General features: G+C 65.9%; 11 protein-coding genes. 6 read left to right on the top strand and 5 right to left on the bottom strand.

Going from position 1 to position 11965, the window contains the following annotated elements:
* Window positions 1-87: 87 nt before the first annotated feature.
* Together CCS01_RS34570 and CCS01_RS08705 are read right to left on the bottom strand one after the other, a co-directional pair.
* The gene (locus tag CCS01_RS34570) at window positions 88-486 is read right to left on the bottom strand and encodes a dodecin family protein (RefSeq protein ID WP_204848190.1); all 399 of its coding nucleotides are present in this window, start codon (window positions 484-486) and stop codon (window positions 88-90) included.
* 75 nt (window positions 487-561) lie between these two features.
* Complete coding sequence (locus CCS01_RS08705; protein WP_146101625.1) at window positions 562-1638, bottom strand: YVTN family beta-propeller repeat protein; 1077 nt, start codon at window positions 1636-1638, stop codon at window positions 562-564.
* Between the two features lie 582 nt (window positions 1639-2220).
* On the opposite strand from CCS01_RS08705, the gene CCS01_RS08700 reads away from it, so the two are divergent.
* On the top strand, window positions 2221-5787 hold the full coding sequence (locus CCS01_RS08700) for an ATP-binding protein (RefSeq protein ID WP_158258298.1): 3567 nt from the start codon (window positions 2221-2223) through the stop codon (window positions 5785-5787).
* A gap of 40 nt (window positions 5788-5827) precedes the next feature.
* Here the strand turns inward: CCS01_RS08700 and ilvD are convergent, their stop codons facing one another.
* Window positions 5828-7681 carry a dihydroxy-acid dehydratase gene (gene ilvD / locus CCS01_RS08695; RefSeq protein ID WP_104518437.1) on the bottom strand — a complete coding sequence of 618 codons (1854 nt, stop codon included), beginning with the start codon at window positions 7679-7681 and terminating at the stop codon, window positions 5828-5830.
* 178 nt (window positions 7682-7859) lie between these two features.
* Here ilvD and CCS01_RS08690 point away from each other — a divergent pair, with 178 nt between their 5' ends.
* Window positions 7860-8180, top strand: a complete 321-nt coding sequence (locus CCS01_RS08690; RefSeq protein WP_104518436.1) for a type II toxin-antitoxin system PrlF family antitoxin — start codon at window positions 7860-7862, stop codon at window positions 8178-8180.
* Between the two features lie 3 nt (window positions 8181-8183).
* Window positions 8184-8678 carry a type II toxin-antitoxin system YhaV family toxin gene (locus CCS01_RS08685; RefSeq protein ID WP_456307595.1) on the top strand — a complete coding sequence of 165 codons (495 nt, stop codon included), beginning with the start codon at window positions 8184-8186 and terminating at the stop codon, window positions 8676-8678.
* A 71-nt stretch (window positions 8679-8749) separates the two neighbouring features.
* On the opposite strand, the gene CCS01_RS08680 is transcribed toward CCS01_RS08685, so the two are convergent.
* On the bottom strand, window positions 8750-8965 hold the full coding sequence (locus CCS01_RS08680) for a hypothetical protein (RefSeq protein WP_104518435.1): 216 nt from the start codon (window positions 8963-8965) through the stop codon (window positions 8750-8752).
* A gap of 612 nt (window positions 8966-9577) precedes the next feature.
* Between CCS01_RS08680 and CCS01_RS08675 the strand changes: the two genes are divergently transcribed.
* The 3 genes from CCS01_RS08675 to CCS01_RS35875 all read left to right on the top strand — a co-directional run bounded on the left by CCS01_RS08675 (window position 9578) and on the right by CCS01_RS35875 (window position 11674).
* A complete protein-coding gene (locus CCS01_RS08675; RefSeq protein WP_158258297.1) occupies window positions 9578-10213 on the top strand; it encodes a Uma2 family endonuclease in 636 nt (211 codons plus the stop codon).
* Between the two features lie 476 nt (window positions 10214-10689).
* The gene (locus tag CCS01_RS08670) at window positions 10690-11049 is read left to right on the top strand and encodes a hypothetical protein (protein WP_104518433.1); all 360 of its coding nucleotides are present in this window, start codon (window positions 10690-10692) and stop codon (window positions 11047-11049) included.
* Between the two features lie 334 nt (window positions 11050-11383).
* Window positions 11384-11674 carry a hypothetical protein gene (locus CCS01_RS35875; RefSeq protein ID WP_338049971.1) on the top strand — a complete coding sequence of 97 codons (291 nt, stop codon included), beginning with the start codon at window positions 11384-11386 and terminating at the stop codon, window positions 11672-11674.
* A 115-nt stretch (window positions 11675-11789) separates the two neighbouring features.
* Here the strand turns inward: CCS01_RS35875 and CCS01_RS08660 are convergent.
* On the bottom strand, window positions 11790-11965 hold a 176-nt coding region (locus CCS01_RS08660), incomplete at its 5' end, for a transposase (protein WP_146101497.1).

The raw sequence follows: 11965 nt of genomic DNA, 5'->3' as shown, positions 1-11965 counted from the left end.
GCCGGCGCGGCATTGGCCCATTCAGCACCCGTGACCTGCTTCCTGAGCGCGGTGCCGGCGGAACAGCCGCCGGCGCCGCGGCAGGACCTAGGACTCAAGGATGAAGGTTACTTCCATCGTCACGCGATACTCGCTGATTTTGCCGTTGTTCACACTGGCCTTCTGTTCCATGACATGCAGGCCGGTGATGTTGCGCAGCGTCTTGTTGGCGCGCTCCAGGCCTTCCCGCACGGCGGCGTCAAAGCCGTCCGCGGACGCGGCGGTGATTTTCGTGACACTCGCTACGGCCATCTGATCCTCCTTTTTTCTGTCAGCGTACAAAGGGCTGTTATCGAGGAGACGGTTCGGTGTGTACCATCCGTCAGGAGCCGGGTGCTGAATGGGCGTATCGACAAACGCGGCCGTGGCGGCCACGCCCGTCCCGCTGTCTATCACCATGTTGCGGAGAAATCGATAGCCGGATTCGCGGCCGGCGATTTGAGCCACGGCCGGCGCCACGTCATGGCGCCGGATGGTGAAGCCCCTTGCCGAGAACACGCCCGCGACGCCGGTGGGCGCAAGCTATTCGTCGACCAGCAACGCATACGGCTTCGGACCGACGGCAACGGACCGAACTGCTCCATGATCCAGCATGTCAACGATCGTGAGATCGTCGCTGGATCTGTTCAGGACATAGAGCAGCCTGTCGTCCGCGCTGAACGCGACCGCCCACGGAAACAAACCTGCGCGTGAGTAGTCCTCGATTTCCAGCGTCCTGGCATCGATGAACGCCACGGCGTTTGCCTGGCCCAGCGCCACGACGACCGTTGCGCCATCGTGCGTCGTGGTCATTCCAACCGGCGTGGGACGGCCCGGCGGCGCATGCGGCAGGTGCAGGTCGAGCGTGCCCGACACCAGCTTCGTCGAGCGGTCCACGATGGAAAGCTCTCCGGACAGCTGGTTCGAAACCCACAGCCCGTGACTGCCCGGCGGCGCAAGCAGGCGCGCGGGATGCGTGCCTACCTGGATGTTGTCGGTGACCGCGGCGGCCTCCAGGTCGACCACGTGGACCATGTGGTTCACCGCGGACGTCACATACAACGTCTTTCCGTCGCTGCCGGCAATGATGGCTTCGGGATCGGCCCCGGTCGGTATTTCACGTTCGATCAGTTTGTCCGTGACGCTGATCTTGTCGATCGTCGATCTCGCCTTGTCAGGAACATAGATGAAATCCTCGTCCTGGCTCAGCGCGAACATGACGGGATGTGGCCCGGTCGGAATGTGATCCGCAACCTGGAGTGTCGCCACATCGACCACGTCGATGACATCGTCCTCCTCACAGGCCACCAATATCTGTTGATGATCCTTGCGGAACCTCAGTTCCCGCGGCCGATGGGATGTCCTGATCCACTTGATGATGCGATAGTCCTGCTGGGGATCAATGACCGCAATGTCGTTGCTCTGCTCGTGGCTGACGAAGATATAGCCCGTGTGCCCGGCGCATGCCTTGCCCGGCAGGAGCAGGGTGGCGGCGAGGACGAGCAGCGTCCATGCCATGCCATGAACCGGCGACAATGAACGCGACAATGTATAATAGATCCTGGAAACCCGCGACAGGAACATTGCAGCCGGACCCAGGTAGGTGACATCTGTTACCATTGCTTTCTGCCCGCTGAAATTGAACTCATCGAGTCGCAGTAGAAATCATTTGACCAGATGGCATCGTCCCATAAGCTCTATGGGATCGCATGGCGGAGCCGGCATACGCCGGCTGTTCCGGAGGCGCGGACTGGCTCCTACCCGGCTCTTTATTAGGCGAACGCTGTAAATCGTGTATCATCGCCGTGTAACCGGACGGTAACAGTGCCGCCACCTGGGAGACCATCATCTGCGGACGTGCAGCGGAGGACACGATGCCCCGTCGATCAGCACGCGTGATCTGGACTACATATTTGCGGATTCCGGGCAACCGCCTGCCGGATCGTGCAAAGCATCGCGGTGCCCGCGCCGCGAACGCCGCCCCTGCCCGGCGCATGGATCCCGCACGTCGTGCACCGGTCATAACGATTCCGAAAAGATCAGGACGAAACGGAGGTGCTCGGGAATCCGAGCCAGGAGTCCCGGGCACCCCGGCACCCGCCGGTTTCGTACCGTCATGGCCTGGCACCGGCGTTGCCGGCCTGGCTTGGGCCAAACCGGGCCGCTAGCGCAATGTATCAGCCGCACGATGAACCGGTGCCCGTGATCCTGCGGTTCCTGGAGTACGACCTCGACCTCGCCGGCCATAGCCTGACCGGCCGGACCGGGACGGAGATTCCCCTTACGCCCGGCGAATTCAGGCTGCTGCGGGAGTTCGCGCATCGGCCCGGACGGGTCCTGTCGCGCGACGATCTGCTGAGCGCGACGGCGGGACGCGATGCCGACCCATATGACCGCAGCATCGACATGCTGGTGGTGCGCCTGCGGCGAAAGATCGAACCTGATCCCAGGCACCCGAGCCTGATCGTTACCGCTCCGGGTGCGGGCTACAAGTTCACCGCGCGGGTCACGCGCGCCTCGCCGACCGCGCAACCCGAGGACGGCGATGCCACAACCGCGCCGGAACAGCGTCCGGCCGCGCCCGAACGGCGCCAGTTGACCGTGCTGCAGTGCGTGCTGTCAGGCCCGGCCTTTCTCGCCGCCCGGCGAAACCTTGAAGATCTGCACGCCCTTCTCACCGTCTTCCATGCCCACTGCGCGCAGATCGTCCGCGCAGCCGGCGGCACGGTGGCGCAACTGCTCAGCGACGGCATGCTGGCCTATTTCGGTTATCCGCAGGCCGATGAGCACCAGGCGGAACGGGCGATCCATGCCGGACTGGCGCTGGTCGGACCGGCCAGCCAGCCCTGGACGGGCCAGCCCGGTGGCCTGCATCGCCGCATCGGCATTGCCTCGGGTCTGGTGGTCATTGGCGGATCGCCCGGCGAGCCTGCCGTCCTGGGCGAAACCGTCACCTACGTCGCCCGCCTCGCCGCGCACGCCGACGCGGACACGGTCCTGGTCACGACGGCGACGCGCCGTCTCACCGGCGGGCTCTTTTGTTACCGCACGCACGCCCCGCTCGTCCGCGACGACGCCGAAAGCCTGGAGACCTGGGCGGTCGAGCGTCCCGCCAGGCCCGGCAGCCGGTTTGACCGCATTCGCGCCGGCCCCCTGGCTCCCCTGATCGGCCGCGAGGCTGAACTGGCATTGCTGCTGGAGCGCTGGGACCTCGCGCAGGGCGGCGAGGGACAGGCCGTTCTGCTATCCGGCGAACCGGGCATCGGCAAGAGCCGCATCCTGAAGGAACTGCGCGACCGGCTTGAACGGCACCGGGTCGAAAGCGTGCGCCTGCAATGCTCGCCGCACCGCGTCAACAGCGCCTACCATCCGGTCATCGACAACTTCGCGCGCGCCTTGAAGCTCCGCGGGAACGAGACGCCCGATGCCAGGCTCGACAAGCTGGAGGGCCTGATGGTGGGCCAGTACGGACTCGCGCGGGCGGACGCCGGCTTCATTGCCGCGATGCTCTCCATCCCGTGCGAACATCGCTACGGGCAAGTCACGATGACGCCGCAGAAGGCCAAGGACGAAACGTTGCGGGTCCTGGTCGACGTCACGGAGGCCATCGCGCGCCGGCAACCGACGGTCGTGCTGATCGAGGATGTCCACTGGGCCGATCCGACCACGCTGGGCTCGATCGACCTGCTCGTCCACCGGCTGGCGCAGATTCCCCTGCTGCTCGTCCTGACGCACCGTCCCGGGTTCCGGTCCAACTGGCTGAACTGGGGCAACGTGACGGCGATCACTCTACCAAAACTGACCAGGGCACAGAGCGTGCGGCTGATAGAGGGTATCAGCCACGGAACCACCTTGCCGCCCGACCTGATGGACCAGATCCTCGCCAGGGCCGATGGCGTGCCGCTGTTTATCGAGGAAGTAACGAAATCGGTGCTGGAGACGGTGACGCCCGGTGACGCCGGCAGCCGCTCCCGGCACGCGGGTGCCACGATCGCGGTGGGCGTGCCGCCGACGCTGCGTGACTCGCTGATGGCGCGGCTGGACCGCTTCGTGCCGATGAAGGAAATCGCCCAGGTCGGCGCCGCGATCGGCCGCGAGTTCGATTATGAGCTGGTTGCGGCCGTCGCGCCGCATGCGAAGGCCGAGCGCGACGAGGCACTCGACCGGCTGGTTGCGTCAGGGCTGGCGTCCTGCAAGGGCACGCCGCCCGCTGCCGTCTACCGGTTCAAGCACGCCCTGGTCCAGGATGCCGCCTATGACTCCCTGCTCAGAAGCCAGAAGCAGGCCTTGCATGCCAGGATCGCGACCGTGCTCGAGGAGCACCTGCCCGACCTCCGGCAGACCGGCCCCGAGTTGCTGGCGCATCACTACACCGAGGCCGCGCGCTTCGGCCAGGCCGTTCCGCTCTGGCACAAGGCCGGGCGGCTGGCGATCCGGCGCATGGCCCTGACGGAGGCCGTGAAGCACCTGAACCGAGGGCTGGAGCTGATCGCCGCGATTGCGCCCTCCCGCGAACGCGACAGCCTGGAACTGGATCTTCGCACGGCGCTGGGCACGGCCGGGATGCGGCTGAAGGGCTGGCAGGCCGAGGAAGTCTGGGCCAGCGTCTTTCCCGCGCTCGTGCTTGCCCGGTCTCTCGACCGCATGGATGCGTTGCTGCCGGTCCTGCTGGGCACCTTCCTGCACGTGCTGTCCGCGGGCCGCGTGGCCGAGTCGCTGAACTGGGCCAGGCAGACGCTCGACGTCGCCGGACTGTACCGGGACAGGAACACGCTGATGCAGGGGCACCACGCCATGCTGACTGGCTGCTTCTGGGCCGGGGATTTCGTCGACTGCCGGCATCACGCACAGCAGGTGCTGTCGCTGTACGACACGAGCCTGGACAGGGATCTTGCCGAGGTCCTCAACCACGACCCGAAATCGCACGCGCTGCATTACCTGTCCAAGGCGGCCTGGATCCTGGGCTATCCGGACCAGGCGATCAGCATCAACGCCGCCAAGGAGGCCCACGCGCGCCAGACCGGGCATCCGTTCGACCTCGCGTTCACGGCCGCGACGGGCGCGCAGATCTTCAACTATCTGCGCGAGCCCCACCAGGCGCTTGCGCGCGCCATGGAAGGCGAGCGGCTGGGCGAAGAGCTGGGCCTGCCTTTCTTCTGCCGCATTCTCGCGCCCATTTTCCGCGGCATGGTGCTGATCCGGCTGAACGAAGCGGCCGAAGGAACGGACCTGCTCCGGACGAGCCTGGCAGCCTGGGAGGCCGGCGGCGGCCGAAATGGCATTCCCTATTGCAGGAGCGTCCTTGCCGAGGGCATGGCGCGCCTCGGCTGCCTGGACGAGGCATTGCGCCTGCTCGACGCCGCCATCCAGCAGGTCGAGCGCCCGGGCTGGGAGGAGCGCAGCTACATCGCCGAAATCCTCCGGATCAGGGGCGAAGTTCGCGTGCAAACCGGCGATGTTCAAGCTGCCGAGCGCGATTACCGTGCCTCGCTCGACTGGGCGCGGCGCCAGCAGGCCAGGTCCTGGGAACTGCGCACCGCGACAAGCTACGCGCGCTTCATGCGCGACCGGGGCCGGACCAGGGAGGCCTACGACGTTCTCGCGCCGGTCCATGCCTGGTTCACCGAAGGATTCGGCACCAGGGACCTGTGCGACGCCCGGGCGCTGCTGCGTGAGCTTGCGGCGCGGTTGCCCCACCGGCGGGATGGCGACCGGATTCGCCACGCCCGTACAGCGGCGCCGAAGCCTGACGCGCCGACAGCCGCGTGATGCCGCGCCTGTCGCCGGCCAGGCCCGGGTCTTCGCCTGGTTACCGCCGCCGCACCGCGCTCACGTCCCGCACCGCGCCACGGGCCGCGCTGGTGGCCATCGCGGCATAGGCCTTCAGCGCCGAGGACACGTGCCGCTGCCGCGCCACCGGCTGCCAGGCGGCGTCGCCCTTCGCCTCCATCGCCGCGCGGCGCCGTGCCAGCACGTCATCGGAAACCTCCAGCCGGATGGTCCGGCTGGGGATGTCGATGGTGATGGTGTCGCCATCCTCGATCAGGCCGATCGCCCCGCCTTCGGCGGCTTCCGGGGAGCAATGGCCGATGCACAGGCCGGACGAGCCGCCCGAGAACCGGCCATCGGTGACCAGGGCGCACACCTTGCCCAGGCCCTTCGACTTCAGGTAGCTGGTCGGATACAGCATCTCCTGCATCCCCGGCCCGCCGCGCGGCCCCTCGTAGCGGATCAGCACGACGTCGCCGGGCTTCACCCCGCCGCCCAGGATGCCGCTGACGGCCGCGTCCTGGCTCTCGAACACCCGCGCCTGGCCGGCGAAGGCCAGGATGCTGGCATCGACGCCGGCGGTCTTCACGATGCAGCCGTCCTCGGCGACGTTGCCGTACAGCACCGCCAGCCCGCCGTCCTTCGAGAACCCGTGCGCCGCCTCCCGGATCACCCCCGTCTGCCGATCAGCATCCAGCGACCCGTGGCGGGCGGACTGGGAGAAGGCGTCGGTGGTCGGCACGCCGCCCGGCGCGGCGCGGTAGAAGGTCTTCACCGCCTCGTCCTGGGTGCGGCTGATGTCCCAGCGCTGCAGCGCCTCGGCCAGCGTCTCGGCGTGCACGGTGGAGACCGAGGTGTCGATCAGCCCCACCCGCTCCAGCTCGCCCAGGATCGCCATGATGCCGCCCGCGGCGTGCACGTCCTCGACATGCACGTCGGGCACGGACGGCGCCACCTTGCACAGCACCGGCACGCGGCGGGACAGGCGGTCGATGTCGCGCATGGTGAACGGCACCTGCCCCTCGTTCGCCGCCGCCAACAGGTGCAGCACGGTGTTGGTGGAGCCGCCCATGGCGATGTCCAGCGTCATCGCGTTCTCGAACGCGGCGAAGGTGGCGATGCTGCGCGGCAGGACCGAGAGGTCGTCGGTCTCATAGTAGCGGCGGGTGATCTCGACGATCTTCCGCCCCGCCTCCAGGAACAGGCCCTTGCGGTCGGCATGGGTGGCGACCAGCGTGCCGTTGCCCGGCAGGCTGAGGCCCAAAGCCTCGGTCAGGCAGTTCATCGAATTGGCGGTGAACATCCCCGAGCAGGAGCCGCAGGTCGGGCAGGAGGAGCGCTCGATCACTTCGACCTCGGCATCCGTGACGGTGTCGTCGGCGGCGGCGATCATGGCGTCGATCAGGTCCACCGCGCGGGTTTCGCCGCGATGCACCACCTTGCCCGCCTCCATCGGCCCGCCGGAGACGAAGATCGCCGGGATGTTCAGCCGCATCGCCGCCATCAGCATGCCGGGGGTGATCTTGTCGCAGTTGGAGATGCAGACCATGGCGTCGGCGCAGTGGGCGTTGACCATGTACTCGACGCTGTCGGCGATCAGTTCCCGCGACGGCAGGCTGTACAGCATGCCGTCATGCCCCATGGCGATGCCGTCATCGATCGCGATGGTGTTGAATTCCTTGGCGATGCCGCCGGCCGCCTCGATCTCGCGCGCGACCAGCTGGCCGAGGTCCTTCAGATGCACATGCCCCGGCACGAACTGGGTGAAGCTGTTCACCACCGCGATGATCGGCTTGCCGAAATCGCCGTCCTTCACGCCGGTCGCGCGCCACAGGCCGCGGGCGCCGGCCATGTTGCGGCCGTGGGTGGTGGTGCGGGAGCGATAGGCAGGCATGGCGGGGTCCTTGGTGTTTGCGGGGCGTGTGCAGCCGGAGAAGCCGGGTGTCTAGCGCGGTTGGCGGGGACAGGCCAGTTGCCAGCGGTCGCGGAACGTCCGACGGCATGACAGGCGCCCGGAAAGTGCTGGAATTGGTAATGCAGATTCCTTACATTTGGCACGACTGGAGAGTGCCATGCCGATCGAGGAAATCTGCACCATCACCGCTAAAGGCCAGACCACGGTTCCGAAGGCCGTTCGAAAAGCACTTGGCCTGGGTTATGGCAGCCGCATCGCGTTCCGGATCGAAGATGGCGCCGTCACCGTCCATGCCGCCGATGACTCGGCCACCGATCCCGCGCTCGCTCCGTTCCTGGAACTGCTGGCGCGCGAGATCAAAACCCGGCCGGAGGCCATTGTTCCGCTGCCCGCCGATCTCGTCGGACGGATCAAGCGCCTGACCAGGGACATCGACGTCGATCCGGACGCCCCGATCGAGGGCGACGTCGGATTATAAGCCGTGATCCAGCGCCATGGCTGGACGCTGTTCGCCCTGCCGCTGTTTCTCGACCAGCTTGAAGGACTGACGGCCGCAGCCGAGCGTGCCCGGCAGGCCAACCCGAAAGACTGGCCGGGAAACGCCAATGTCAAGCTACTTCCGGCCCTGATGACGATGGTCCTGGACCGGATCCCGCGCGATCCGCTTGCGCCGGCGTTTCGCCAGGGCAACACGCTCGGTCCCGCGCATCGGCACTGGTTCCGGGCGAAATTCGGCGCCAATCGCTTCCGTCTGTTCTACCGGGTTGATTCCGCGTCCCGGATCATCGTGTATGCCTGGGTCAATGATCGCGACACGCTGCGCAAGGCCGGTGCATCCAGCGATCCCTATGCGGTGTTTGCCGGCGTGCTGAAGCGGGGCAACCCTCCCGGTGACTGGTCGTCTTTGCTTGCGGAAGCGCAGGCCTCAGCGGCGCGCTTCGCATCGGCTGTTGCTGATCCGGAGAAACCAGGTTGAGCGGCTAACGCGGAGGCCCTGCGTCGTTACGTCGTCGATGCTCATCGGTGATCAAAGGCTGAATGTTTCGCTCACGGCCGCGCCCGTAGGGCGTCACGGATCATGGCACGCCCTCGCTCCCGCGCCGCGCGGTTCGGGCCGGTCATCGGGGCGATCGGCGGCCTCAGGCCGAGTTCACCAAGGGCGGCAAGAACCTGGATGTAGTCGTTGAAGCCACGCTCCTGCAGCGCGTGCCAGGTAAGATCACCGGCTGCGTACTGGCGGATCAGCGTCTCCTTGTCGGTCATCGCCTGTATCCCGTGCGTTGTCCCGCCTATCATAGACGGATCGGCAGCAAACCGCAGTGGCTCTTGTTGGATTTCGGGGTGGTGAGACGCTTCACCGCCCATCCGGAACCCGGCAGGAGCCTTGAAAACCGCAACCGAGCGCCCTGGCAACGATCGGCGCGCGGCCAACAGCACGTTCGGAGGTCCAGTTCACCACCGGCCCATTTGCGTTCATCTGCGGTTCCTGAATCAGCGTGGCGGCGGGAGGGATGTTCCAACGCGTGCGTGCTGCGCCAAAGCAGAAATGGAACCGCAGATGAACGCAAATGCAGCAGGGCTGTTGCCGCAGCGGGGGCGCACGTCGTCCGACAGGGCAGTGTCGTGGACCTTTTCAACACGGTTCTGGTTGGATTTCGGGGCCGTGGGACGCCTCACCCGTCCACCCCGGAAGCCGACAAGAGCCTCCGGCATTATGGCTCAAATGCCCCCAAGTTCGGCATTTCCTGAACTGTAATGTGGACTTGGCAGGAGGTTCGTGGCGGGACGGCTTTCTTATTCGCCACAGCGGGTTCTGTCGTATAGTCCGCGTCCGGGAAGGAGGTGGCCATGTCCGAAGCCCCACGCGGCCCTCTTGTGACGGTCGCCGAGTTCTACGCCTTCGTCCGCTCGCAACCCCGCGAGGCGGGCCGCTTCGAGCTGATCGACGGCTTCGTCGTCCGGTTGATGGCCGGGGCCACTTGGCGCCACGACCGCATCGTCCGGAACGGCTTGCGGCTGCTTGAGGCGGCCTTGGCCGGATCGCGGTGCCAGCCGTTCACTGCGGACATCTTCATCCGGATTCCGACGCCGGCCGACCGCCGTCGGCAGGCCGATTTCGGCGTCGAATGCGGGGCACCCGACGAGGACGGCATGGAGGCCGACCAGCCCCGCGCCGTCTTCGAGGTGCTGTCAAAATCCAATGTCGGCGGCAGCGACCAGTTCGACTTCCTCGCCAAGATCGAGGACTTCCGTGCGGTCCCCTCAATCGAGGCGATTGTCCTCATCGACCCCTACGCCCCCCAGGCGCTCATGCACCGACGCGGCCCGGATGGCGCCTGGATGGAACACCCGGAACCGCTGATTGGGCCGGAGGCGATGCTGGACCTGCCGATGCTGGGTGTCCGGTTCTCCCTGGCCGACATCTACGCTGGCCTCAAGTTCCGCCCGCGGCCGATGCTTGTGTGGCCCGACGACCCCGAGGAGCCAAGCGCCCCCCCGCCCGGCATCTGATTCCCGAACGGCGCTCCGACATCGTTGCGGCTATCGCGGGTGACGTCTGGCGTAGACCGCCGGGTCGACCGGGATCTGCATGAGCCGCGTCGGGAGCACGAATCTAGTCCATTGCGGCCACCGGGTGCAGCAACAGGAACGTCTACCACAACTGGGAGCCGCATGTTGGGGGCATTTGAGCCATAATACCGTATCAATCCTCCGTTCACCATTCGCCCCATATACCAGGGTTCTAACCGATTGGCGATCGATTTGTCCTGGGCAACTTAGACTGGGGTGAATTGGTCGGCTGCTCCATCTTGTTGCGTGCTTCCGCGTTAAATATGGATCTGAGGGATTCGGCTTACATCTGGCGAACGGCATCGACGCCTCGACCTCAGCGCACAGCGTGCCTGGTAACCGACATCATCCGATATCCACCTTGCTAGTTGCCGCTCCAGGCTCTAGAGTGTCTTGAGTTTTCGGAGGATGGACACATGGCTGGCAGAGCCGTTTCGGCATGGGTATCCGACGATGTCGCCGAGGCCGTCACCTTGGAGGCGCGAAGGGAAAGCCGCTCGCCCGCGCAGCTCGCGGCGCAGGCGGTTCGCTTTTTCATGGCCTTGCCAAGGGAAGCGCGCGCCTCCGTGAACGCATTGGACAACCTTGGCACGCCGGACCAGCGGAGGGCCGCCTTGAACGAGGTCGCGCGAGCACTCAACAACGCGGAGTTCGAGATGACCTGCCAGCGGATGGCGCCGCATTCTCTAGAGCTTATGCCTGACGGTATGAGTGATGAGGCGCTTGATGCAGAGGCGGTCCGTCTCACGAAGGCCGCTCTCAAACGTGGAGCTTGATCTCCCCGTCCATCGAGTCATTCGGCTCTGCGTTGATCTGAACGTATGGGTTCGTTACCTGCGTGCCTCAGTCCGCCCCTCAGAGCGGCAAACTGCCGCCCAAGCCATCGTCGAGGCGGTTCAGGCCGGGCGTTGCACGGCAGGAGCCATTCAGGTCGTGGTATCTCACACCATGTTATCTCGCCTGGAGGACGTCCTCGTAAAGCTTGGCTACGGACCCGGCGATGCGTCCGCCTTCTGCTCCAACATCGGCACTATGTCCAGGCGCGGCCCAGCGGGGGTCGCACCACATGTCGTGCTTGGTGGCGGAGTCGCCTCGACGGCGGAAGCCACGATGCCGATCTACAACCCTTACGACCCGTCTGTCGTCCCGCCACGTGCTGGCGATGAAGACGGACGTGTTCTTGATACCGCCATTGCGGGCCGCGCGCATATTCTGGCAACTTTCAATTTCAAGGACTTCCAGAGCCCCAATGTCGCCGTTATCGAACCTGGCCGCATGCAGGTATATCGGGCGGCCCACCATCGCGTAGCTATCGTCCATGCCGACACGTGTGCGGAGTTCCTTCGGACCGGCACATTGCCGTCGGCTGATGTGCATCCGACATCGGGACACACGTTATAGATGATGACCAACCGTCTCTCAGCCCATTTCATCAAGGTTGCCCTTCGTTTCGGCCTTGTGAGGGCGTCGCTGGCCCCGGCGATTGCGTCAGCCGGGCGACGACTAGGGCGTGTCGTCAATTAAGCCAAACGACGGCGGCGGCGAGGTGGACCGCGGCGAGGAAGTTGCGGGCAGTCTTGTCATAGCGGGTTGCGATGGCACGGAACTGCTTGAGCCTGGCGAAGAAATTTTCGATCAGATGGCGCGCCTTGTAGAGGTCGCGGTCGTAGGTCCGCGGCGAGCGGCGATTGG

The organism is Rhodopila globiformis, from assembly GCF_002937115.1.
Lineage (GTDB): Bacteria > Pseudomonadota > Alphaproteobacteria > Acetobacterales > Acetobacteraceae > Rhodopila > Rhodopila globiformis.
This window is presented reverse-complemented; position numbering and strand designations above follow the sequence as displayed.